This window comes from Enterococcus ratti, from assembly GCF_001886195.1.
Taxonomy (GTDB): Bacteria; Bacillota; Bacilli; order Lactobacillales; family Enterococcaceae; genus Enterococcus_B; species Enterococcus_B ratti.
Genome location: NZ_JXLB01000011.1, coordinates 38,486 through 62,845 on the forward strand (window position 1 = coordinate 38,486; position 24,360 = coordinate 62,845).

A 24,360-nucleotide genomic window follows, 5' to 3' on the forward strand; every position below is an offset into this window, starting at 1 on the left:
TTTTCTTTTTATTTTAAAAAATAGTATTTTTATTTTAAATAAAGAAAATATTTAACTGAAACTAAGTGTTATTATTAATAATATATATTTAAAAAATAGATGAAAATATTTTTTTCACTTTTGTTTGAATTTAAATGAAAACAGTTGTATCTATCGGGAAAAAATGTTAATCTTTACAAATGAAAGGGTGCGACTTATTAGTGTTCTTATGTAAACTGCTAAAAAAGAAAACCCTCACATAAAAACAACACTCACTTAAAAGGAGACCGATTAATATGGAAAAGAAAGAATTTCACGTAGTAGCAGAAACTGGGATTCATGCACGTCCAGCTACATTGTTAGTACAAACAGCAAGTAAATTTAACTCTGATGTAAACTTAGAGTATAAAGGAAAATCAGTAAACTTGAAATCTATTATGGGCGTTATGTCTTTAGGTGTGGGCCAAGGTTCTGATGTTACAATTACGGCTGAAGGTGCGGATGAAGCAGACGCAATGGCGGCAATTGTCGATACAATGAAGAAAGAAGGATTATCTGAATAATGGTTGAAATGCTAAAAGGGATTGCCGCTAGTGACGGCGTAGCCGTTGCCAAAGCTTACCTGCTAGTTCAACCGGATTTAACATTCAGTAAGACAACAGTAGAAGATACTGCAGCTGAAGCATCTCGTTTAGATGATGCTTTAGCAAAATCTACTGAAGAATTGCAACTAATTCGTGAAAAAGCAGCGCAAAGCTTAGGTGAAGCAGAAGCGCAAGTATTTGACGCACACTTGATGGTTCTGTCTGATCCAGAAATGGTTGGTCAAATTAAACAAAATATTAAAGATAATAGCGTAAATGCTGAAGCAGCATTAAAAGAAGTAACAGATATGTATATCGGTATGTTTGAAGCAATGGAAGACAATGCATATATGCAAGAACGTGCGGCTGATATTCGTGATGTTGCAAAACGTATTTTGGCTCATTTATTAGGGGTTACGTTGCCGAATCCGTCCATGATTAACGAAGAAGTTGTGGTTGTTGCCCACGATTTGACACCGAGTGATACAGCTCAACTAGATCGCAATTTTGTGAAGGCATTTGTTACTGATATTGGTGGACGTACTTCACATTCTGCCATTATGGCTCGTTCTTTAGAAATTCCGGCGATTGTGGGAACTAAAGAAATTACAGCTAAGGTCAAAGAAGGCGATATCCTAGCTGTTAATGGATTGCAGGGGGATGTGATTGTTGATCCTACAAATGAACAAAAAGCTGAATTTGAAAAAATTGGTGCCGAGTATGCTGCTCAAAAAGCCGAATGGGAAAAATTAAAGCATGCGGAAACGATAACTGCTGATGGAAAACATTTTGAATTAGCAGCTAATATAGGGACACCAAAAGATTTAGTTGGTGTTCATAATAACGGAGCAGAAGCAGTAGGGCTATATCGTACAGAATTCTTATATATGGATTCTCCTGATTTTCCAACTGAAGAAGATCAATATGAAGCATATAAAGCTGTTCTTGAAGGAATGAAAGGAAAACCGGTTGTTGTACGTACCATGGATATCGGTGGTGACAAAGAGTTGCCTTATTTGCAATTGCCACATGAAATGAATCCATTTTTAGGCTATCGTGCATTGCGTATCAGTTTATCTGAACAAGGGGATGAAATGTTCCGCACACAAATGCGTGCATTGTTGCGTGCATCTGTACATGGAAACTTACGCATTATGTTCCCAATGGTTGCTACGCTAAAGGAATTTCGTGGAGCAAAAGCGATTTTTGAAGAAGAAAAACAAAAATTATTGAGTGAAGGCGTGGAAGTATCTGAAACAATCCAAGTCGGCATCATGATTGAAATTCCTGCAGCAGCTGTTTTAGCTGATAAATTTGCAAAGGAAGTAGATTTCTTCTCAGTGGGTACGAATGATTTAATACAATATACTATGGCTGCTGATCGTATGAATGAACGTGTTTCATACTTGTACCAACCTTATAACCCATCTATCTTGCGGTTAATTAAACATGTAATTGATTCGGCGCATGCTGAAGGAAAATGGGCTGGTATGTGTGGAGAAATGGCTGGGGATCAAACAGCTGTTCCATTGCTTGTAGGGATGGGATTAGATGAGTTCTCTATGAGTGCGACATCTATCTTAAAAACGCGTAGTTTGATGAAACGTTTAGATATGACAAAAATGGCTGAACTTGCTGATCGGGCATTAAAAGAGTGCGATACGATGGAAGAGGTCATTGAACTTGTTAACGAATATGTAAAATAAAAAAGCTGATGCAGCTCGGGTTATAAGCTGCATTGGTTTTTTTGCTTTTCAAAAGGTGATAAGTGATGTTTATGAACATTGAAGCGAAACATTTTGCTTCGGTGTTTTTTTGTCTAATTTAGAGCAAAACTAAATGAAGGAGTAAGCGATTTATATTTAATGAGTACTGAGGTAAATTAACAGCAGTTATTGCACTTAATTAAGTGCAATAAAATTGTGTTGTTCAAACGCTTTCATAAACGTATAGTAAAGGATGTAAGGAGAATAAGTGAAATGATGCAGTTATCAAAAAGAGAGATTAAAATTTTGTTGAGTTTATTGGATAGTGAAATTTGTTTAACAACGAAAGAACTTGCGAAACAGTTAGAAGTGAGTATCCGTACGATTAAATATGATTTAGATAATATTCGTTTATGGTTAAAGCAACGTGAAGTTGAGTTGCTTTCTCAAAGAAACAAAGGTTTTTGGTTTGAATTAACGGATAGGCAAAGATTAGCTTTAAAAAATGAATTACAAGAAGTCGCACGTTTTGAAACTTTTTTGGATCAAAAATCACGTGTTGTAAAAATTGTGATGTCTTTGCTGTTGGAAGAAAAGACAGTCACAGTGAATCAACTGGCAGAACAATTGAAAGTTTCCAGTAATACAATTATTGCAGATTTAGAAAAAGTCACTGAATTTGTATCTTCCTTTCAAGTTACGTTAAAAAAGAAAGCAGGACAGGGGATCTTTTTAATTGGTGATGAAGATAAATTGCGTTTTTTAATGGAATATTTATTGAATCGTAAATTAACGGAGTATGATATTTATCAAATTATGAATCAGTTAATTCATTCCAGACAAAAAAAGCAGCATCCTATTTATTTAGAAAAAGATTCAAGGTTTTACGGGATTTATCAAGTGGTTTTGAATGAAATGTCCGAGATACTTTCTAATGCTTCTCTTGATCAATTTGATTACTCTGAATTACTTTCGATTACTTTTCGTGTCGCCATTGCAACGTGTCGCCTGCAAATAGGTCGGGCAATTGGTTCTTTTAAATTGGTTCAAACATTTGATCAACAAGATGTTGCTTTAAGGGTGATGTATCATGTTTTTAAAAAATTTGATCTTCCGCTTTTTGAAGCAGAATACCGTTATATCCAAAGTGACCTTGTGCAAAAAGAATACTCACAAAATACTTTAGAATTGTCTATTCGTTTAATTGATACTGTTTCAAAGGAGTTGAATCTATCTTTTAATAAAGATAACCAACTGCTTACCAATCTTTTCGCGCATTTATCCTTACGTTTAGGGAAAAAACATGTATTTATTAATGAATACAATCCCTTTGTAGATGAGATTAAGAAAAGATATCCGGTTTTGTTTCGAGCAATTACCAAAGCCTGTCAAAGAGAACTTACGGATAATGCTTATGCAGTGAATGACTCTTTTATTGCATATATTGCGTTGCATTTTCTTGTTTTTTTTGAAAAGGAGCGGCAAGAAACCTCTATCGTTCGTATTGTCTATGTTTGTTCGACTGGATTAGGAGTGACAAATCTCATTGAGCAAAAAGTAAAAGAAGAAATTCCCAATATAAATATTATTGGATTTACTTCAGTTTTAAATGCGTCAGAAGTAATTAGGGAGAAAGAGCCGGATCTAGTGATCAGTATTTTCCCAATTGAAGGAATTCACGTTCCTTTAATTAAAGTGAATGCGATTCCAACGAAAGAGGATATTCAAAATATCAAACAATTAATTCGTGGGTTGTTAGAAAAAAACATGTTGCAGCAACGTTCTAAAAAAGTTCAAGACGATTGTTCTTTTGCACAGGAAAATGTAGAGGCGTACAGTCAAGATGTGATTGTCAAAGGGTACGTTATTTACGAAGGGTTATGCGAACTATTTGGAAAAAACTTGAAGAAAGAGTACCAAAAGGCTTTTTTATTACATGTGTTGTTGATGGTTCATCGGATTATGTTTAAGAATCAATATGAATTAGATGGAACAGTTCAACAAGAAATATGGTTGCAGCAAAAAGAATTAATTATGCAAATTGAGCAACTTTTTTCGGAAAATGATCTTTCAGTGAATCAAGCAGAATTAACAGCTTTGTTCCAGTATATGGATACTTATCTTGGTATCAAAAAAGAAGTAGGTGAAACAAGTGAAATTAAGTGAAGAGGCAAAAAAAATCATTCAAGAAAGTCGTTATAAGGTAACGCTGATGGCTCTTATAGAATATACTGAAAAGGCTTTAGAAAAAGCAGGTGTTCAGCCTGTGGAATTGCAATGGACGATATTGATTAATCACTTAAATGAAATGATTGGTAGAGAAAAAGAAAAACGATTTATTGGAAAAGTTGATCCAGAAATGTTTAGTGAAGTATCAAAAGAGTCATTGGATATTGCAGATCGAATTACAAAAAAAATCGGGCAGCTGCCTAAAGATGAGATGTATGTTTTATCCATTCATTTTGAAAGTGCAAAACAGAATCAATAAAATAGAGGAGGAAGAAAAATGATAACAGTAGTGATTGCAGATCGTTTAGGAAAAGGACAAAATGTAGCTAAAGGTGTGGAAGCAGCAGGTGGCAGGGCAGTTGTAGTTCCGGGAATGGGAGCAGATATGCGTTTGGGTGAGGTGATGCAAAAAGAAGGTGCTGATTTAGGACTATCTTTTTGTGGAAGCGGAGGTGCAGGTGCGTTAACAGCTTCTACTAAATACGGATACCCGGAACGACATGGGATGCGTTCAATTGATGAAGGAGTGACAGCGATTGAAGAAGGAAAAATTGTCTTAGGTTTTGGTTTTATGGATCAAGAAGAGCTAGGAAAGAGGCTCGTAGCTGCTTATAGAAAGAAATATGGGGAAAAATAAGAAGAAAAATGTAAAAATGGGGGAAGAGATATGGGGGTAACTGTAAAAAGCAAACAAACAGTAACAGTGTCAGGAACAGGGGAAAGCAAAACAGCTGCTTTTTCAGCTGCACTAAATGATGTGCAAAAGAAGATTCTAAAAAAATCTTCAGATGTCATTTTAAGAATTGAACCGAATGACGTTACTGTCCTTTTGGCAAAAGAACAGACGTACATAGAACGTTTCATGTTTTTCTTTTTACCTAGAAAACGGAAAACTTATCAGGTCAAGTTGCAAGTACACGTGGATATAACAAGAATTGATTTACAAGCAGTTGAATTCATCAATCAAAAAAATCAAGTACAAAACACAATTAATGTACCATTTTTGACGAAAAAAGTGTGAATTTGATAAGGAGGAAAACAGAGTGGATTTTGTTGTTATTTTATTAAAATCAATCGTTATAGGAGGTTTGCTAGGATTTTCAGCTGGGGCGGGCGCAGCACGAATGTTTCACGCCCCCAGCACACAAGGCTTAGGAGCTTTTCGTACAATGGGAGAAATGAATGCTTGTGAAGGGGACCCAGCTTCACACTTTTCATTTGGGCTTGGCTTTTTTTTTAATGCATGGGCTTCTGCTGTAGGAGCTGGAGCTTTTACACAAGATGTTACACATCGTATTATACCTAATTGGGCAGCAGCAACGCTTTTAGCTAAAAATAAAAATATTGCTACTACAATGCATGATCCTAAAAAAATGGGGTTTGTTGGCGGTGTGATCGGAATGGTTGTGGTTGCTTTTTTGAATACTACAGCTGCTGCTATCCCAGAATCTCTGCAAATCACTGCTGTTGCTGTGTTGGTTCCAGCGGCAACCATTTTGATCAACACAGTCATGCCTGTTTTATTTTGGTTAGCTGCCATTGATGCAGGAAAACGTTCAGGTTTTTGGGGGACTTTATTTGGAGCTGTAGCACAAATGATTATGGGAAATGCTGTTCCCGGAGTAGTGTTGGGAATTTTGATTGGTAAAGGTGTTGACGATCAAGGATGGACGAAAATTACTAAAGTTATTTTAACAGCAGCTATTTTATTATTTATCTTAAGTGGATTTTTCCGCGGATTTGATCTTCAAATGCTTGAAAGTTTCAAATTGGAAAGTCCTAATTGGTTGAAGAATTTTCATGATATTTTTGCAGTGAAATAAGGAGGAAAATGATGGAACATACAGAACTAATGGAAAAACAGAAAAAGAAAAGTTTCTGGTTTAGCGACTGGTCATTTCCAATTATTGTAGGATTAATGGCTGCTGCGGTATTTAGTGGAACTCACATGTATGTTGAGTATGGGGTCGGTGCATTTAATGAAGTTTCAATTGTCGCTATGTTAAAAGCTGGCTTGGATGGTGGTTCTTATGGAGCAGCAGCAGCTTTTGGTGCAAGTTTTCTTTTTGCCCGAATTTTAGAAGGATCATTGGTTGGAATTCTTGATTTAGGCGGTTCAATTCTTACAGGGATCGGTATCGGGATTCCAGCAATTCTCTTAAGTATGAAGATTACTCAACCAATTACTAGTTTCCCGTTCGCTTTGTTGACGGGAGGAATTCTTGGTGTTGCAGTTGGAACGATCATCATATTGATTAGAAAATTTACCATTAATCAATCAAATTCTACTTTTGGAGCAGATATTATGATGGGAGCTGGAAATGCTTCCGGTCGCTTTTTAGGACCTTTAATTGTCCTTAGTGCAGCAAGTGCCTCTATTCCTATTGGTATTGGAGCGACAATCGGCGCTTTAATATTTTATAAATGGAAAAAGCCAATTGCTGGAGGTGCAATTTTAGGGGCGATGATTTTAGGAGCCTTTTTCCCAGTAGCGATAAAATAAATCAAGAAAAAGTGAGGCAAGCAGCATGTCAGAATTAATTCTAAAAAATGGCCGATTAATTACAGGCGAACCTTGTGAATTAACGTTGTGTGATGGAAAAATTATTCAAGTAGCTCGTTTCATTGAATCAAATGGTAGAAAAACGATCGATTTACAAGGAAAATATCTTTCTGCTGGTTGGATTGATGACCATGTCCATTGTTATGAAAAAATGAAGCTTTATTATGATTATCCAGATGAAATTGGTGTTTCAAAAGGTGTGACGTCAGTGATTGATGCAGGCACGACAGGAGCAGAAAATATTGATGATTTTTATCAAATTGCTCGCAAGAAAAAGACCAATGTTTTTGCGTTGTTAAATATCTCCAAATGTGGCATCGTAGCTCAAAATGAATTGGCTGATTTAAGTAAAATTCAAGAAGCAAAAATCACTCAAGCACTTAAAGATTATCCGGATTTTATTGTAGGAATCAAAGCTCGTATGAGCCAATCGGTAGTAGGAGAAAACGGTTTGACGCCTCTTGAATTAGCAAAGAAGATTCAAGCCGATAATGGGCAGCTGCCTCTTATGGTGCATATTGGATCAGCACCGCCGACATTATCTAAAGTTTTGGATACGATGAAAGCTGGCGATGTATTGACTCATTGTTTCAATGGAAAAGAAAATGGCATTTTAGATGCATCTACGGATCAACTCAAAGGATTTGTATGGAAAGCTTATCAAAAAGGAATTATTTTTGATATTGGTCATGGAACAGACAGTTTTAATTTTCGCGTAGCAGAAATTGCTTTAAAAGAAGGAATGAAAGCTTGTTCCATCAGTACAGATATTTATGTACGCAATCGCAGCAATGGACCAGTGTTTGATCTAGCAACCACCATGGAAAAACTACATGCTATCGGTTATTCTTGGAAAGAAATTCTGATGAAAGTAACGGCGGCACCTGCTAAAAATTTCCATTTAACGACTAAAGGGCAACTTCATCCCGGATTTGATGCAGATATTACAGTATTTGAATTGATCAATGAAGATAAAAAATTAACAGATTCCAACGGACTGACGCGTGTCACTCATCAACAGATTAAACCTATTAAAACGATTATTGGAGGCGTCGTTTATGACAATTAGTTATGAAAAATTCGGGTTAAAAGAGGTTATTAATGCTTCAGGACGTATGACAATTTTAGGTGTTTCAAAAGTATCAAAAAATGTATTTGCAGCACAGCGTTTCGGTGGAGAACATTTTTTTGAGATGGATGAACTAATAACGCAAACCGGTGCCTATTTGGCGAAACTCCTTCATGTAGAAGATACACAAATCGTTTCATCTGCTTCTGCGGGAATTGCACAGTCTGTGGCGGCTTTGATTGGTCAAGGAAATAGGTATCATTTGTATCATCCTTATTCATCAAGATTTCAAAAACGTGAAATCATTTTACCAAAAGGCCATAACGTTGATTATGGCACACCAGTGGAAGTAATGGTAAATCTCGGCGGTGGACAGATGATTGAGGCAGGCTATGCCAATCTTTGTACACCACAGCACATTGAACAGATGATTACCGAACGCACAGCAGCTATTTTATACATCAAGAGTCACCATACTGTCCAAAAAAGTATGCTAACTGTTGAAGAAGCCGCAAAAATTGCTAAAAAATATCAACTACCGTTAATTGTAGATGCAGCAGCAGAAGAAGATTTGTTTTACTATATTCAAGCTGGTGCTCAGTTGGTTATTTATTCAGGCGCTAAAGCAATTGAAGGACCAAGTGCAGGATTAGTTGTTGGAAAGAAAGAATACGTTAACTGGGTTCGCCTGCAAAGCAAAGGAATTGGCCGAGCAATGAAGATTGGCAAGGAAAATATTCTTGGACTGACACAAGCAGTAGAAGATTATTTAAAGCATGGCAGTGAAGATGGCGAGTCGATGAAGAGGCGTTTGACACCCTTTGTTGCTGAACTAAATGAAATTACTGGACTTTTTGCGACAATTGTTCAAGATGCAGCAGGAAGAGAAATCTATCGGGCAAAGGTTGAAGTAACGGGAGAAAAAAACGCCAAGGATGTTGTTTGTGAATTAAAGGCTAAAGAGCCAGCAATTTATACTCGAGAATATCAAGTAAATAATGGAGTGATCGAATTTGATATACGAGCGGTTAATCAAGAAGAAATGAAAAAAATCACGCAACGATTGAAAGAAATTATGTAAAGGAGTAAAAAAATGAAATTGACACCTAATTATTTAAAAGATCGGATTTGTTTGAATGTATTAGCTCATTCTATAGAAAATGCAAAAGCATGTTATGAGGCAGCACAAGGACACATAGTATTAGGGGTATTATCTAAAAACTATGACAGTGATGAAGCAGCAATTAACGAGATGAAAAAGTATCAAGCAGTAACCAACAACGCATTATCTGTAGGTTTAGGCGCGGGTGATCCTAATCAAAGCCACATGGTTTCTCGCATTTCTTGCATATTGCAACCACAACATGTGAATCAAGTATTCACTGGCGTGGGTACTTCACGGGCAATGTTAGGACAATCCGAAACTATTGTCAATGGCTTGGTTTCACCTACAGGTAAAGTTGGTTACGTTAATATTGCAACAGGTCCATTGAGTGCTAAAGCACCGGAAGCTATTGTGCCTATTGAAACAGCGATTAAATTATTAAAAGATATGGGTGGCAGTTCGATTAAATATTTTCCAATGAAAGGATTGGCGCATAAAGAAGAATACCAAGAAGTTGCAAAAGCTTGCGGAAAATATGATTTTTATTTAGAACCAACAGGTGGAATTGATTTGTTGAATTTTGAAGAGATTCTGAAGATCGCAATTGATGCGGGAGTGAAAAAAATCATTCCTCATGTATATAGTTCGATCATTGATAAACAGACAGGAAATACCAAAACAGAAGATGTCAGAATCTTATTGCAAATGATGGAAAATGTTTTGAAATAAAAAAGTTGTAAATAACAAGATAGTGAATAGTTGGAGTAGGTAATAAATAGGAGATTGCTTTATTCATTTTTACGATGATGAAGACCTAAAAAGTGATGCGCTATTATTCGTTGAAGTACTAGTCAAAAAAGACAAATCATTCATTTATATTTATTCTCTATTTGTGATTTAAGAGGTTCATGGTTTGTTTTTGTGAATAGGGTTTAAAAATTTAAATTATTAAAAGGCGTTTCCAATGAATTTTCTTTATTTATTAAGAAAGAGATTTTATAAATGATCATTTGTCGTAAACGATAGATAAGCACAATTTTGATAAAAAACAAGTCAGAATATCTGAAATTTGATACAAATTTTCAGGATATTCTGACTTGTTTTTTTATGAAGCACATTTTTTCAATTATATCCCTGTTTAACTGCATCAATAAGGTCCTTTGTAGCTGTTTTTCTTTAAAAATACATTTTTTTTTAAAGAGCAATAAAATTAAGGCTTAAGTTTGAGTGACAGTTTTAAGGCTATGTTATACTATATAGGTGGAGGGGGACGTAGAGTGAAGGTTTTATTATATTTTGAAAGTGAAAAAATGCTTGCAAAATCTGGCATTGGACGTGCACTCGACCATCAAAAGCGTGCTTTAAAAGATGTAGGTGTATCTTATACATTGAATAGTAAAGAAGACTATGATATTTTACATATCAATACATATGGTATCAATAGTCATAATATGATCAATAAAGCAAGAAAAGATGGAAAAAAAATTGTCTATCATGCCCATTCTACTGAAGAAGATTTTAGAGATTCATTTATCGGGTCGAATCAATTAGCGCCATTTGTAAAAAAATATTTAGTGAGACTCTATCAAAAGGCAGATTATCTAATTACGCCAACGCCGTATTCTAAAAAGCTGCTTGAAAGCTATGGGATTAACTTACCAATTCAATCGATATCAAATGGAATTGATATCGAAAAATACCGACCAGATCCAATCAAAGAACAAAAATTTCGAGAGTATTTTCATCTTTCAGTAGATCAAAAAGTAATTATCTGTGTGGGTCTTTTTTTTGCTCGTAAAGGGATTATCGATTTTGTTGAAATAGCAAAAAAAATGCCAGATTATACATTTATTTGGTTTGGTCATGTTCCAATGTATTCGATTCCTAAAAATATCCGAAAAATCGTCAAAGAAGATCATCCTAAGAATGTCATTTTTCCAGGGTATATTCGTGGAGAAATCCTTGAAGGTGCTTACTCCGGTGCAGATTTATTTTTCTTTCCCTCTTATGAAGAAACAGAAGGAATTGTGGTATTGGAAGCTTTAGCAAGTAAGCAAAATGTTCTTGTTCGAGATATTCCGGTCTATCATGGGTGGCTAGAAGATAAAAAAAATTGTTATATGGGTAGATCAAACGATGAATTTATCGTATTAATCAAAAAAATTATGGAAGAAGAAGTTCCTAGTTTAATCGAATTTGGCTATCAGACAGCACAAGAACGGAGTATTGAAAAAATTGGTGAGCAGCTTCAAGATGTATACAAAAAAGTATTAAATGAACATTTTCAATAAGTAAACAATAAAATAATAAAAGGTAGTTTGGAGGCAAAAAATCATGAAAATTGGCTTTTTTACCGATACCTATTTTCCGCAGGTAAGTGGAGTTGCTACATCAATCAAAACATTAAAAGAAGAATTAGAAAAAAATGGACATGAAGTCTATATTTTTACGACAACTGATCCTAATGCAGATAAGATGGAAAAAGATGTTATTCGTATGCCGAGTGTCCCATTTGTTTCTTTTAAAGATCGTAGAATAGTTGTGAGAGGAATGTGGTACGCCTATTTAGTGGCTAAAGAATTAGAATTGGAACTGATTCACACTCATACAGAGTTTGGTGCTGGAATTTTAGGAAAAATGGTAGCTAAAAAGTTAAAAATTCCCTTGATTCATACGTACCATACAATGTATGAAGATTATTTACACTATATTGCAAAAGGAAAAGTTATTCGTCAATCCCATGTAAAGTATTTGTCGCGCTTATTTGTCAACCATACGACTGGTGTGGTCTGTCCTAGTGAACGAGTCATAGATACTTTACGAGGATATGGTGTTGTTGCACCTTTACGGGTAATTCCGACAGGGATTAATATTGAGAAATTTAAAAGGAAGGAGATCACTGAAGAAGCTATTGAAAAAATAAGACGATCCTTAAATATTAAAAAAGAGGAGATCATGCTTCTTTCTTTAAGTCGAATTTCTTACGAAAAAAACATTCAAGCGTTAATTTATGGGTTACCAGAAATTATTAAAGAGTATCCAAACGTACGGATGGTAATTGTTGGAAAAGGACCATATCTTGAAGAATTACAAGCGCTGATTGAAAAATTAAATTTACAAGCGTTTGTTCGTTTTACCGGAGAAATAGAAAATGATAAGGTAGCTTTTTATTACAAGGCAGCGGATTATTTTGTAAGTGCATCAACTTCTGAAACACAGGGACTAACTTATACAGAAGCGATGGCTGCTGGGACTCCTTGTGTAATTGAAGGCAATGCTTATTTGAATCGACTGTTTGATCATCCCTCTTTAGGAAGAACATTTGAAACAGATGTTGATTTTGCAAAAGCGTTGATTGGCTATATAAAAGAGGCAGTACCTCGTGATCCCCAAATATTGCAATCAAAATTATATGAGATTTCTTCTACACATTTTGGTAAGGAAATGTTGAAATTTTATGAAGAAATGATCATCTATCATGCAAAAGAGTTGAAAAAAAAAGAGGAAGAAGCATCAATCGAAAAAATAAAAATCAAATTAAATTCATTTAAACGATAATTTTAAGTATTTATTCTAAAAAAATCTTTGTTTCTAGCGTATACTGTCATAGAAATAAGGATTTTTTTATTTTTAGGAGGTAAAAGGAATGAAGATCGGATTTATTGGAACAGGGGTTATGGGCAGCGCAATTGTTCATCATCTTATGGAGGCAGGTCATGAAGTAACCGTCTATAATCGAACAAAAGCTAAAACAAATGAACTCGTAAAAAAAGGTGCTCGTTGGGCAGATACTCCCAAAGAAGTGACGAAAGTAAGTGAAATTATCTTTTCAATGGTCGGCTATCCTAAGGACGTAGAAGAGATCTATTATGGAGAAAATGGTATTTTTACGACGGAAGTTAAAAACCGTATTTTAATTGATTTAACAACTAGCACACCAACATTTGCAGAAAAAATTGCAAAAACTGCAAAAAAAAAGGGAGCCGACGCATTAGATGCGCCAGTTTCTGGCGGTGACTTAGGGGCAAAAAATGCGACATTAACGATTATGGTTGGTGGAGAAGAAAGTGTGTATGCAAAAGTTTTACCTTTATTTCGTGTATTTGGAAAAACATTTGCTTTGCACGGATCTGCCGGAAAAGGTCAACATACAAAAATGGCCAATCAAATTATGATTGCTGGCACGATGACTGGAATGACTGAGATGCTCGCATACGCTTTCAAAGCAAATCTTACAATGGAAAAAGTGATCAAAACATTATCTGGCGGCAGTGCAGCAAATTGGTCGTTGACTAATTATTCTTCACGAATTTTAAGAGAAGATTATACGCCGGGTTTTTTTGTTAAACACTTTATTAAAGATTTAAAAATCGTTTTAGATGAGGCAGACAAGATGTCTTTGAATTTACCTGCCACGCTACAAGCGTTAAAATTATATCAAAAATTAGCCGATCAAGGATTTGAAAACGATGGAACTCAAGCGTTAATTAAACTTTGGTGGCCCGATGGGAAGAAACAAGAAAAAAATTCTTAAAAAACTAGTATTTTTTTTAGAAAATCAATGCAAGTCGGCTGTGCTTTTGTTACAATATAACAGAAATAAGAAAAGGAGGACCTCCGATGGCACATTCACAACTAGTTGCAATCATTAAACGACTGGAGGCAATGGTCGAATCAGCAGATAATGAACTGCAAGTTCGTCGTTTTGAAAAAGAAGGCGTTGAAAAATGTACAGTCACTTATGATAAGACGACTGAAACATTCGAATTAACAGAAACAGATTCACACCAACAATATGAATTTGACAATATCGATATCGTAGCAATGGAAATTTATGATTTGATCCAATAAGCGATTTTTAAGTATTTGTCAATATGCTGTAAGCGATAAGGAGCTGTTTCTTTTAGTTGAGAAAAGGTTGCGTACTTTGCTACGTCCTGTAATATAATTAGTAGTAGCTAGTTTTGTTAATCAATGGAAAGTAATCAGTAGAAATTAACCTCTGATTGGTAAGACAATGAAGTGTTTTATCGTTCAGAGGTCTTTTTGTATCTTGCGAGCAGCCAAAAAATGAAAAATTCTTTCGTAAAAAAGAAACAGTGTTTTTTCACCTATATTTTTTGGCGATCTATCCTTTCCACTTTACTTAAGCTTGAACAAGTACTTTTTTATGATAGCTCATCAAAATCAAAACAGGATCAATTTCTTCTTTTAATAACTGTCGCTTTAACGACAAGTTTTTTCCTTTTTTTTCATAATTAAAATGAGGAGTTTCATCGTTAGCAGTAACAGTCGTTTCTACAAGTTGCCCGTAACAAATTAGATAATGTTTTTTCTTTGTTTTATCTATTGCCATCGGTAGTTGAAAAGTTATTTTAGTCGTTCTTAAAAATTTTTTTTGTTCTTGGATTCTTTGAATAAATATGGAAATCAATTCAATTTCTTGCTGAATAAGTGCGGCTTTTTCAAAATCCCATTGTTGAATAAAATGAGCTTGTCTTTTTTTCAAATAGGTCATTACTTTTTTATTTCGTCCTTGTAAAAGTCCTTGGATTTCTTTTTTCTTTTGTTCAAATGAAAGCAGCGCCATCTCTGGTAGTTGGAATTGCAAAGCTAAAAGACTAATGTCTGAAAGCCATGGCATCTGATAAGTTTCTTCTAAGATACGAAGAATAAGCGGCATTTTTTTATAAAAACGAAAGGGACCGTAAGTCCGAGTAAGTGGACGATTGGAAAGAGAAAAACCATTTGCTGTGACATGTAAATAATTGTAATTACTAAAATAATTCATTTGGCGATTATAAAATGGTCGGTAGTGTTGAATCAATTGACATTCTAATAGCAGAGCATCCAGCTCAGTATCTACTACAACAAAATCAAAATCAGCGATATGATGGATTAAGCGGCGTACTTTTTTTGAATGCTGCTTACTTTGATGAAAGTAGCTGCTGACACGATTCTTCAATTTTTTTGCTTTACCTACATAAATCACAGATCCTGCCTGATTCTTCATTAAATACACCCCAGGCAGCATGGGAAGATTTTTTACTTTTTTATTCAATGTTTCTTCTCCTTTTTTAATATTAGATACTATAACAAATTTATGTGAAAGGAACAATTTTTTCATTTAGAAAAGAAATACAAACAATAGTTTGATTATCAAAGTATTTTCTTTTGATTTTTTTAATGTTTTTGATAAAAATTACTGATTTATAGGTGTTTCAAAATGAGGTTTTTCTTAAAAAAATATCATAAATTAAAAAAATAGGATTTTAAGGTTGCATTTTGAAAAAAGTTAAGATATAGTTTGAACATCAAATGATTTGATAATCAAACTAATTAGTGGACGGTGGAGCATGGAACCAGATTTAAAAACAGTAAATGATTATCTTGTAAGTGTGTTCAATGATATTTTGACAATCGAAGAATCTGAATTAAAAAAGTCTCAGTTCAAAGATTTATCGATTACAGAGATGCATACGATCGAAGCTATCGGTATGTACAAGAAAAAAACGACTTCAGAAGTAGCCAAAGAATTGTCAATTACTGTTGGAACCTTGACCACTGCTATCAACAAGTTAGTAAAAAAAGGCTATGTTGAACGGATTCGAAGTGAAGATGATCGACGTGTGGTGAAATTAGGATTGACGAAAAAAGGGAAACTTTTGTATCGTGTGCATCAACACTTTCATCGTGAAATGGTCAAAATATTTTAGATGGTATGGCTATCGAAGAACAACATGTTTTACTAGCTGCGTTGAAAAACTTGCATGATTTTTTGCGAGACTACAAGTGAGGATGTTTAATGAAACAATTTGGAATAATCACAGCAACGGCCAGTGTCCTTCCCGAAAAAATCATTACCAATGATGACCTTTCCAAAGTAATGGACACTTCAGATGAATGGATTTCATCTCGCACAGGGATTAGAGAAAGACGATGCGTCACAGTTCAAGAAACTTCTGATCTTTGTTGTTTAGTAGCAGAAAAATTGATTAAAAAGAAGAACCTCCGCCCAAACGAACTTGATTTTATTATTGTCGCCACTATGTCGCCGGATTTTACAACGCCTTCTGTGGCTGCTCAAGTTCAAGGAAAACTGGGTGCAACTAAAGCAATTGCGTTTGATATTAGTGCAGCTTGTTCAGGTTTTGTTTATGCGCTCAGTTTGGCGGAAAAAATGATTCGGTGTTCTTCAAAGAAAGGTTTAGTTATTGGCGGCGAAACATTGTCTAAAATGATTGATTGGTCTGATCGTTCGACGGCGGTGTTGTTTGGTGATGGTGCCGGTGGCGTGTTATTGGAAGCAAGTATTGAACAAAAATTACTGGCAGAGCTTCTTGCAGCAGATGGAACGCGAAGTACCTCGTTAACAGCGGGTTATTTTTCAAATAAATCACCAGTATATTTAAATGTTTCAGAAGATTCTTTTTATTTAAAAATGAATGGAAGAGATATTTTTGACTTTGCTGTAAGAGATGTGGCAAAAAATATTAAAGAAATTACCCAAAATGTGTCGGTTGATTATTTGCTTTTGCATCAAGCAAATCTTCGGATTATTGAAAAAATTGCTCGAAAAGTAAAAATACCGCAAGAAAAATTTTTAACGAACATGGAGAAATATGGAAATACTTCTGCCGCAAGTATTCCAATTCTTTTAGATGAAGCGGTAGCTAGTGGAAAAATCACTTTAGGAAAAAAACAGAAAGTAGTATTTACAGGTTATGGTGGAGGACTAACTTGGGGAAGCATCCTGATGGAACTGTAAGCTGATAAAACATAAAATTGTCAAAAATATTGGAGGAAAAGATTATGGTATTCGAAAAAATTCAAGAAATTATTGCAGAAGAGTTAGGAAAAGAAACAGAAGAAATTCAATTAACTACAAACATCCAAGAAGACTTAGAAGCCGACAGCTTGGATTTATTTCAAATTATCAATGAAATTGAGGACGAATTTGATGTGAAAATTGAAACAGAAGATGGTATCAAAACAGTTCAAGATTTAGTTACTTATGTTGAAAAACAAATTGCATAATCATTAAGATTAGGCTGGGGGCTGGGACATTTTCCTTAAATAGGAATGTCTTGGTCTTTTTTAATAAATGATTATATGACATATATCTTAAGAATAATGGAGAGAATATATGAAAATAGCATTTTTATTTAGCGGACAAGGCGCTCAGTATCAAGGAATGGGTCAAGAACTATACCAAGAAGCGATTGTCAAAAAAACGTTTGATGAGGCAAGTACTGTTTTAGGTTATGATGTGGCAGACTTATGCTTTTCAGAAAATGAGCGATTAGACCAAACAAAATATACACAACCAGCGATCTTAACCGTAAGTATTGCTTTTTACCGTTTGCTAAAAGAACGAGGTATTGTGCCTTACGCAGCGTTAGGTTTGAGTTTAGGAGAATATTCGGCTTTAGTTGCTAGTGAGGCTTTGACGTTTGCTGAAGCAGTGGCTTTAGTGGCAAAGCGAGGCGCGTACATGACTGAAGCTGCTCCATCTGGCAGTGGGAAGATGGTAGCGATTATGAATGCGCCGATAGAGGTGATTGAAGAAAGTTGCTTAAAAGCACAGTGCTTTGGAATTGTCTCTCCAGCAAATTACAATACACCACAACAAATTGTAATTGGTGGTGAAAAAAAAGCGGTAGATGAAGCAGTAAGCATTCTAAAAGAAAAAGAAATCAAACGGATGATGCCGTTAAATGTGAGTGGTCCTTTTCATACAGCTCTTTTAGCACCAGCCGCTAAAAAGCTTGCTCAAGAATTAAAAACGATCATGTTTAATGAACCAAACATTCCAGTGATTAGTAATACAACAACTGAAATAATGAAAAAAGAACGAATCCCTATTTTACTTGAACAGCAAGTGATGAAGCCCGTGCATTTTTATGAAAGTGTTCAAAAATTAAAAGAATTAGGGATTGAGCAAGTAGTTGAAGTGGGACCCGGTAAAGTTTTAAGTGGATTTATGAAAAAAATTGATCCAACGATTCCAGTTTTAAGAGTAGAAAATGAAAAAACATTTGAAAAAACAATCAAAAGTATTGGAGGTATGACATGGAGCTGAAAGGGAAAAACGTATTTATTACAGGTAGTACGAGAGGAATTGGCGCGGCAATTGCGATGGCTTTTGCAAAATCAGGGGCAAACATCGTTTTAAATGGTCGAAAAGAAATCCCTATAGAAAAAATAGAAGAAATAAAAGCACAAGGTGCAAAATGCATTGGTATTTCTGGTGATATTTCAGATTATGAAAAAGCGGGTTTGATGATTGAAGAAGCCGAAAAACAGCTAGGTGCAATTAATATATTAATCAATAATGCTGGAATTACCAATGATAAGTTAATTATGCGTATGTCACCAGAAGATTTCAAAACATGTTTGGACATTAATTTAATCGGAACTTTTAACATGACGCAACATGTTTTAAAGAAAATGATGAAAAAACGAGAAGGTGCAATCATCAATTTATCAAGTGTTTCCGGGTTGATTGGAAATGTTGGACAAGCCAACTATGCGGCAAGTAAAGCCGGCGTTGTTGGGTTTACAAAATCTGTTGCTCGAGAAGCAGCAGCTAGAGGAGTGACATGTAATGCGATTGCTCCGGGTTTTATTGCCACAGATATGACAGAAGTATTGTCAGATAAAGTGAAAGAACAAGTAGTAAAACAGATCCCGCTACAACGTTTTGGTAAGGTAGAAGACATAGCAAATGCTGTAATTTTTTTAGCAAAGAATCCCTATATTACAGGCCAAGTGATCAATGTGGATGGCGGTCTGGTTATGCATGGATAAAAAGGAGGAAATCAATTAATGAATCGAGTAGTAATTACTGGGTACGGTGTCACTTCACCTATTGGCAATGATGCTAAAAGTTTTTTAGAAAGCTTGCGAAAAGGAACAAATGGAATTGCTCCTATTACAAAATTTGATGCCACTGAAACAGGAGTCACATTAGCGGGTGAAGTAAAAGATTTTCCTTACGAGAAGTATTTTATCAAAAAAGATAGCAAACGAATGGACATGTTCTCCATTTATGGAATCTACGCGGCATTAGAAGCGTTAGAAATGAGCGGGATTGATAAAAATAAGATCAACCAAGACCGTTTTGGCGTGATTGTTGGATCAGGGATTGGCGGATTGCCTACAATTGAAAACCAAGTAATTCGTTTACATGAAAAAGGTTCCAAACGTGTTTCACCAATGTTTGTACCAATGGCAATTGCAAATATGGCTGCTGGCAATATTGCTTTACGAGTAGGTGCAAAAGGAATATGTACGGCGATTGTTACTGCTTGTGCGAGTGGAACGAATGCGATTGGTGAAGCATTCCGTAATATTAAACATGGTTATTCAGACATTATTCTTGCTGGGGGGACGGAGGCGACAATTTGTGAAATGGGAATTTCAGGTTTTGCAGCGTTAACTGCTTTATCCAATGCGCAAGATCCTAACCGAGGATCTATTCCATTTGACAAAGATCGTGATGGGTTCGTTATGGGAGAAGGAGCAGGGGTTTTAGTTATTGAGTCATTGGATCATGCAAAAGCTCGTGGGGCAAAAATTTATGGAGAAATTGTCGGCTATGGCGCAAATTGTGATGCTTACCACATGACAGCTCCTACACCAGATGGAACAGGTGCTTCAAAAGCCATGAAATTAGCGATGATAGAAGCAAAAGTCAAACCAGAAGAAATTGGTTATATCAATGCTCACGGGACGAGCACGCCAGCGAATGATCAGGCAGAAGCAAAAGCGATTCAATTGGCGTTAGGAGAGACGTTTAAAGAGACGTATGTCAGCAGCACGAAGTCCATGACGGGGCATCTACTGGGAGCAGCTGGTGGAATCGAAGCTTTAGCTACTTTAATGGCGCTTGAACATCAATTTATTCCACCAACGATCAATATTCAAAAACAAGACCCTGAAATTGAGCTAAATGTTGTGATCAACGAAAGGACGCCAGCTCAATTTACTTATGCAATGAGTAATTCATTAGGATTTGGCGGTCATAATGCTGTTTTGTGTATGAAACGCTGGGAGGAATAGACTTGGATATCAACGAGATTAAGGAATTAGTTAGTCAATTTGATCAGTCTTCTTTAACAGAGTTTGATTTAAGAGAAGGTCAATTTGAATTATATATGAACAAAAATGAGTCGAGTCGAGGAGTGAACGCTAGTTTGCCGATACTTGCTGCTTCAGAAAATGAACAAGTAGCACAAAAACTTGCTCAGAGTGATTCACAAATGCCAGTTGTAAAACAAGAAACAGTACAAATTCAACAAGAAACTTTTAAAGGAATAGAGGTGAAATCACCGATTGTAGGAATTGTCTATTTACAATCAGCGCCTGATAATCCTCCCTTTAAATCAGTGGGAGATAATGTAGCAAAAGGCGAAGTGATTTGTATCATCGAAGCTATGAAGTTAATGAATGAAATTACTAGTGAAGTTGACGGGAAAATTGTTGATATTCTTGTTGAAAATGAAACAGTTGTAGAATATGGACAGCCGCTTATTAGAATTCAACCAAATTAAGTATAAGAGGAAAGAGGGGCAATATGAACATTCAAGAAATTAAGGAAATTATTCCACATCGTTATCCGCTGTTACTGATTGACCGAGTAGAAGAAATGATCAAAGGAAAACGCATTGTTGCGAAGAAGAATGTAACGATTAATGAACCCTTTTTTCAAGGACATTTTCCAGAAGAACCCGTGATGCCGGGTGTTTTGATTGTGGAAGCGATGGCGCAAGCAGGAGCAGTTGCTCTACTTTCTTTAGAACAATTTAAAGGAAAAACGGCTTATTTTGGCGGATTAGATAAAGCAAAATTTCGTCAAAAAGTTACACCTGGAGATACTTTATATCTTGAAGTAGAAATTATTAAAATTAAGTCTTCTGCTGGGATTGGAAAAGGAATAGCAAAAGTGGATGGCAAAAAAGTTGCTGAAGCTGAATTAACTTTTATGATTGGATAGGTGACTTATGTTTTCAAAAGTTTTGATAGCAAATCGTGGAGAAATCGCTGTACGAATTATTCGTGCTTGTCGCGAGCTGGGGATTCAGACTGTTGCTGTATACTCACAAGCAGATGCTGAAGCGTTACATACCCAATTAGCGGATGAAGCGATCTGTATTGGCTCGGCTAAAGCAACTGATTCCTATCTAAATGTACAAGAAGTTTTGAGTGCAGCCATTGTAACAAAAGCAGAAGCAATTCATCCCGGGTTTGGTTTTTTATCAGAAAATAGCCGTTTTGCTTCTATGTGTGAAGAATGCAACATTGTATTTATTGGTCCAAAAAGTCAAACGATTGATGCAATGGGTAATAAAGTTAATGCTCGTTGTTTGATGAAAAAAGCAAATGTTCCGGTTATTCCGGGAAGCGATGGGGTGTTGTCGACTGTTGAAGAGGCATTAGAAGTAGCTGATAGGATTGGCTATCCAGTTATGCTAAAAGCTGCTGCTGGTGGCGGTGGAAAAGGTATTCGCAAAGTTTTATCAAAAGAAGAATTGCCACAGCGTTTTTCTTTTGCACAACAAGAAGCAGCTGCATCTTTTGGAAATGATGCCATGTATTTAGAAAAAATTATTTATCCAGCTAGACATATCGAAGTACAGATTTTAGGTGATCGCTATGGAAATGTTATTCATTTAGGTGAACGTGATTGTTCTTTGCAACGGAATAATCAAAAAGTTTTAGAAGAATCACCATCAGTGGTTATTTCAAAAAGCAAACGAGAGCAATTAGGTGCGGCTGCCGTTCGAGCAGCTCAGGCGGTTCATTATGAGAATGCTGGTACCATTGAATTTTTGATGGATGAAGCGGGCGAGTTTTACTTTATGGAAATGAATACGCGCATTCAAGTCGAGCATCCGGTGACAGAAATGGTTACAAACATTGATTTAGTAAAAAAACAAATTGAAATTGCTTCTGGCCAGCCGTTAGAAATGAAACAAGAAGAGGTTATATTTTCTGGTCATGCAATCGAATGCCGAATTAATGCGGAAAATCCAGCGGCTCATTTTGCACCTTCTCCGGGAACAATTAAAAATTTATTGTTGCCTGCTGGCGGGATCGGGCTTCGTGTAGATAGTGCGGTTTACTCTGGGTATACGATTCCCCCTTATTATGATTCGATGATTGCCAAAGTGATTGTTCATGCAGATACACGTTTTGAAGCGTTGATGAAAATGCAGCGGGCGTTGAGTGAAATTGTTACAGACGGCGTGATAACGAATGCTGAATTTCAGATGGATTTGATTAGTCATCCAGCTGTCATTGCTGGAGATTATAGTACTGCCTTTTTGCAGGAAGTGTTTTTACCTAATTGGACACCCGAAATGGAGATAGGAGAAGAGTAGATGGCTTTATTCAAAAAGAAAAAATATATTCGAATTAATCCAAATAGAAAAGAGCTTCCAACGAATGCGCCGTCTATTCCAGATAATATGTGGGCTAAGTGTCCAAATTGTAAACAGATTATTTATACAAAAGACATTGGTGATGAAAAAGTTTGTCCGCATTGTGATTATAATTTTCGAATTGGGGCGTGGCAACGATTAGCATTAATCATTGATGAAAAAAGCTTGGAAGAATGGGATACGGATTTAGTGACGAAAGATCCGTTAAATTTTCCTGATTACCAAGAGAAAATTCAAACGATGCAAGAAAAAACAGGGCTGCATGAAGCGGTATTAACTGGAAAAGCTACGATCCACGGTTTGTCATTTGCTGTTGGTGTGATGGATGCTAATTTTATCATGGGGAGTATGGGAACGGTTGTCGGTGAAAAAATCACGCGTTTATTTGAACGAGCAAAAAAGCTTAAACTGCCCGTTGTTTTGTTTACGGCTTCTGGAGGAGCACGCATGCAAGAAGGAATTTTTTCTTTAATGCAAATGGCTAAAATATCTGCTGCAGTCAAACGTCATAGTAATGCAGGATTGTTTTATTTAACCATAGTGACGGATCCGACTACTGGTGGTGTAACAGCGAGTTTTGCAATGGAAGGTGATGTGATTTTGGCAGAACCGCAAAGTTTGATCGGATTTGCTGGCAGACGAGTGATTGAACAAACGATTAAACAAGAGTTGCCAGAAGATTTTCAAAAAGCTGAATTTCTACTTGCTCATGGATTTGTTGATCAAATTGTTCCAAGAAAAAAACTAAAAGAAACTATTCACCAATTATTGAAAATTCATACGCAGAAAGGTTGGATAAATCATGGATAAAACAGCACATGAGATTGTTCAACTGGCGCGTGAAAAAAATCGTTGGACTAGTTTGGATTTTTTCGAAAATATCTTTGAAGAATTCCAAGAATTTCATGGAGATCGCCTGTTTGGAGATGATGAAGCGGTTGTAGGCGGTATTGCAAAATTAGACGGTAAGCCAGTGACGATTATTGGTATACAAAAAGGAAGAAATCTTCAAGAAAATATTCGTAGAAATTTTGGCTCGCCTCATCCAGAAGGCTACCGTAAAGCGTTGCGTTTGATGAAACAAGCAGAAAAATTTAAGCGTCCAATTATCACGTTCATCAACACGGCAGGTGCTTATTGTGGAATTGATGCAGAAGAACGAGGTGAAGGTGAAGCGATTGCTCGTAACCTTTTGGAAATGTCTGATTTAAAAGTATCGATTATTGCAATAATTATTGGAGAAGGCTGTAGCGGAGGCGCGTTAGCTCTTGGACTAGCAGATGAAGTGTGGATGTTGGAACAAACGATTTATGCTGTTTTATCACCAGAAGGTTTTGCTTCAATTCTTTGGAAAGATGGCAGTCGTGCAGCAGAGGCAGCAGAATTGATGAAAGTGGCAGCGGTGGAACTCTTAGAATTAGAGGTGATTGACCGTGTCATACCGGAAACATTTAACGGACAACCGTTAGATAAGGAAAAGGTAAGCCGCATGGTACAAAAAGCATTGATTGAAAAACTAACTGAATTATGCCGCTATCAAACAAGTGATTTGATTGAACGGCGGTACCAAAGATTTCGGAAATTTTAGTTTAACTTCTAGTAAGATAGAAATGATTATATTGATGAAAAATCAGCAGAAAATAACCCAAGTTGCTAGGAGTTTTTTGGAGCGGTTTTGTA

26 protein-coding genes and 1 pseudogene are annotated in these 24,360 nt (G+C 35.9%); 26 read left to right on the forward strand and 1 reads right to left on the reverse strand.

What is annotated here, in order from left to right; genetic code table 11:
- Positions 1-275 precede the first annotated feature (275 nt).
- From RV14_RS06625 to RV14_RS06695, 15 genes are all read left to right on the forward strand, one after another.
- Positions 276-542, forward strand: coding sequence for a phosphocarrier protein HPr (locus tag RV14_RS06625; RefSeq protein WP_010719685.1), 267 nt, complete (start codon positions 276-278; stop codon positions 540-542).
- Positions 542-2,269, forward strand: a complete 1,728-nt coding sequence (ptsP, locus tag RV14_RS06630; RefSeq protein ID WP_071855508.1) for a phosphoenolpyruvate--protein phosphotransferase — start codon at positions 542-544, stop codon at positions 2,267-2,269. Before RV14_RS06625 ends, ptsP begins: the two co-directional genes overlap by 1 nt.
- A 273-nt stretch (positions 2,270-2,542) precedes the next feature.
- Complete coding sequence (locus RV14_RS06635; RefSeq protein WP_071855509.1) at positions 2,543-4,435, forward strand: BglG family transcription antiterminator; 1,893 nt, start codon at positions 2,543-2,545, stop codon at positions 4,433-4,435.
- Positions 4,422-4,757 carry a PRD domain-containing protein gene (locus tag RV14_RS06640; protein ID WP_071855510.1) on the forward strand — a complete coding sequence of 112 codons (336 nt, stop codon included), beginning with the start codon at positions 4,422-4,424 and terminating at the stop codon, positions 4,755-4,757. The genes RV14_RS06635 and RV14_RS06640 overlap by 14 nt, the downstream gene beginning before the upstream one ends.
- An 18-nt stretch (positions 4,758-4,775) precedes the next feature.
- Complete coding sequence (locus RV14_RS06645; protein ID WP_071855511.1) at positions 4,776-5,135, forward strand: SFCGS family glycine-rich protein; 360 nt, start codon at positions 4,776-4,778, stop codon at positions 5,133-5,135.
- A gap of 30 nt (positions 5,136-5,165) precedes the next feature.
- Positions 5,166-5,519 (forward strand): DUF4312 family protein, encoded by a 354-nt coding sequence (locus RV14_RS06650; RefSeq protein ID WP_071855512.1) that lies wholly within the window; start codon positions 5,166-5,168, stop codon positions 5,517-5,519.
- Between the two features lie 22 nt (positions 5,520-5,541).
- Positions 5,542-6,321: a DUF4311 domain-containing protein gene (locus tag RV14_RS06655; RefSeq protein WP_071855513.1), complete on the forward strand. Its 780-nt coding sequence runs from the start codon at positions 5,542-5,544 to the stop codon at positions 6,319-6,321.
- 11 nt (positions 6,322-6,332) lie between these two features.
- Positions 6,333-7,001, forward strand: a complete 669-nt coding sequence (locus tag RV14_RS06660) for a DUF4310 family protein (RefSeq protein WP_071855514.1) — start codon at positions 6,333-6,335, stop codon at positions 6,999-7,001.
- Positions 7,002-7,026: 25 nt separating this feature from the next.
- The gene (locus RV14_RS06665; RefSeq protein ID WP_071855515.1) at positions 7,027-8,130 is read left to right on the forward strand and encodes an amidohydrolase/deacetylase family metallohydrolase; all 1,104 of its coding nucleotides are present in this window, start codon (positions 7,027-7,029) and stop codon (positions 8,128-8,130) included.
- A complete protein-coding gene (locus RV14_RS06670) occupies positions 8,120-9,211 on the forward strand; it encodes a DgaE family pyridoxal phosphate-dependent ammonia lyase (protein ID WP_071855516.1) in 1,092 nt (363 codons plus the stop codon). The genes RV14_RS06665 and RV14_RS06670 overlap by 11 nt, the downstream gene beginning before the upstream one ends.
- A 12-nt stretch (positions 9,212-9,223) precedes the next feature.
- Positions 9,224-9,964: a 2-dehydro-3-deoxy-phosphogluconate aldolase gene (gene dagF, locus RV14_RS06675; RefSeq protein WP_071855517.1), complete on the forward strand. Its 741-nt coding sequence runs from the start codon at positions 9,224-9,226 to the stop codon at positions 9,962-9,964.
- Positions 9,965-10,512: 548 nt separating this feature from the next.
- Complete coding sequence (locus tag RV14_RS06680) at positions 10,513-11,526, forward strand: LTA glycolipid anchor biosynthesis glycosyltransferase, IagA/BgsA family (protein ID WP_084650322.1); 1,014 nt, start codon at positions 10,513-10,515, stop codon at positions 11,524-11,526.
- 43 nt (positions 11,527-11,569) lie between these two features.
- Positions 11,570-12,793: a glycosyltransferase family 4 protein gene (locus tag RV14_RS06685; protein WP_071855519.1), complete on the forward strand. Its 1,224-nt coding sequence runs from the start codon at positions 11,570-11,572 to the stop codon at positions 12,791-12,793.
- Between the two features lie 88 nt (positions 12,794-12,881).
- Complete coding sequence (locus RV14_RS06690) at positions 12,882-13,769, forward strand: NAD(P)-dependent oxidoreductase (protein WP_071855520.1); 888 nt, start codon at positions 12,882-12,884, stop codon at positions 13,767-13,769.
- Between the two features lie 86 nt (positions 13,770-13,855).
- The gene (locus tag RV14_RS06695; protein ID WP_071855521.1) at positions 13,856-14,086 is read left to right on the forward strand and encodes a YkuJ family protein; all 231 of its coding nucleotides are present in this window, start codon (positions 13,856-13,858) and stop codon (positions 14,084-14,086) included.
- 295 nt (positions 14,087-14,381) lie between these two features.
- Here the strand turns inward: RV14_RS06695 and RV14_RS06700 are convergent, their stop codons facing one another.
- Positions 14,382-15,269 (reverse strand): GIY-YIG nuclease family protein, encoded by an 888-nt coding sequence (locus RV14_RS06700; protein ID WP_245785482.1) that lies wholly within the window; start codon positions 15,267-15,269, stop codon positions 14,382-14,384.
- Between the two features lie 322 nt (positions 15,270-15,591).
- Between RV14_RS06700 and fabT the strand changes: the two are divergent.
- The 11 genes and pseudogenes from fabT (at position 15,592) to RV14_RS06755 (ending at position 24,268) form a co-directional block, all read left to right on the forward strand.
- Positions 15,592-16,031: pseudogene (gene fabT, locus RV14_RS06705) on the forward strand (fatty acid biosynthesis transcriptional regulator FabT).
- A 9-nt stretch (positions 16,032-16,040) separates the two neighbouring features.
- On the forward strand, positions 16,041-17,003 hold the full coding sequence (locus tag RV14_RS06710; RefSeq protein WP_071855523.1) for a beta-ketoacyl-ACP synthase III: 963 nt from the start codon (positions 16,041-16,043) through the stop codon (positions 17,001-17,003).
- A gap of 44 nt (positions 17,004-17,047) precedes the next feature.
- Positions 17,048-17,272 carry an acyl carrier protein gene (locus tag RV14_RS06715; protein WP_071855524.1) on the forward strand — a complete coding sequence of 75 codons (225 nt, stop codon included), beginning with the start codon at positions 17,048-17,050 and terminating at the stop codon, positions 17,270-17,272.
- Between the two features lie 109 nt (positions 17,273-17,381).
- Complete coding sequence (fabD, locus tag RV14_RS06720) at positions 17,382-18,317, forward strand: ACP S-malonyltransferase (protein ID WP_071855525.1); 936 nt, start codon at positions 17,382-17,384, stop codon at positions 18,315-18,317.
- Positions 18,308-19,045 carry a 3-oxoacyl-[acyl-carrier-protein] reductase gene (gene fabG, locus RV14_RS06725; protein WP_071855526.1) on the forward strand — a complete coding sequence of 246 codons (738 nt, stop codon included), beginning with the start codon at positions 18,308-18,310 and terminating at the stop codon, positions 19,043-19,045. The genes fabD and fabG overlap by 10 nt, the downstream gene beginning before the upstream one ends.
- 18 nt (positions 19,046-19,063) lie before the next feature.
- Positions 19,064-20,299, forward strand: coding sequence for a beta-ketoacyl-ACP synthase II (gene fabF / locus RV14_RS06730; protein ID WP_071855527.1), 1,236 nt, complete (start codon positions 19,064-19,066; stop codon positions 20,297-20,299).
- Positions 20,300-20,301: 2 nt separating this feature from the next.
- Positions 20,302-20,790: an acetyl-CoA carboxylase biotin carboxyl carrier protein gene (gene accB / locus RV14_RS06735; RefSeq protein WP_071855528.1), complete on the forward strand. Its 489-nt coding sequence runs from the start codon at positions 20,302-20,304 to the stop codon at positions 20,788-20,790.
- Positions 20,791-20,813: 23 nt separating this feature from the next.
- Entirely contained in the window at positions 20,814-21,233 is a 420-nt protein-coding gene (gene fabZ / locus RV14_RS06740) for a 3-hydroxyacyl-ACP dehydratase FabZ (RefSeq protein WP_071855529.1), read from the forward strand.
- 7 nt (positions 21,234-21,240) lie between these two features.
- Entirely contained in the window at positions 21,241-22,620 is a 1,380-nt protein-coding gene (locus RV14_RS06745; protein ID WP_071855530.1) for an acetyl-CoA carboxylase biotin carboxylase subunit, read from the forward strand.
- Positions 22,621-23,490, forward strand: coding sequence for an acetyl-CoA carboxylase, carboxyltransferase subunit beta (gene accD / locus RV14_RS06750; RefSeq protein ID WP_071855531.1), 870 nt, complete (start codon positions 22,621-22,623; stop codon positions 23,488-23,490).
- A complete protein-coding gene (locus RV14_RS06755; RefSeq protein ID WP_071855532.1) occupies positions 23,483-24,268 on the forward strand; it encodes an acetyl-CoA carboxylase carboxyl transferase subunit alpha in 786 nt (261 codons plus the stop codon). Before accD ends, RV14_RS06755 begins: the two co-directional genes overlap by 8 nt.
- Positions 24,269-24,360: the final 92 nt, after the last annotated feature.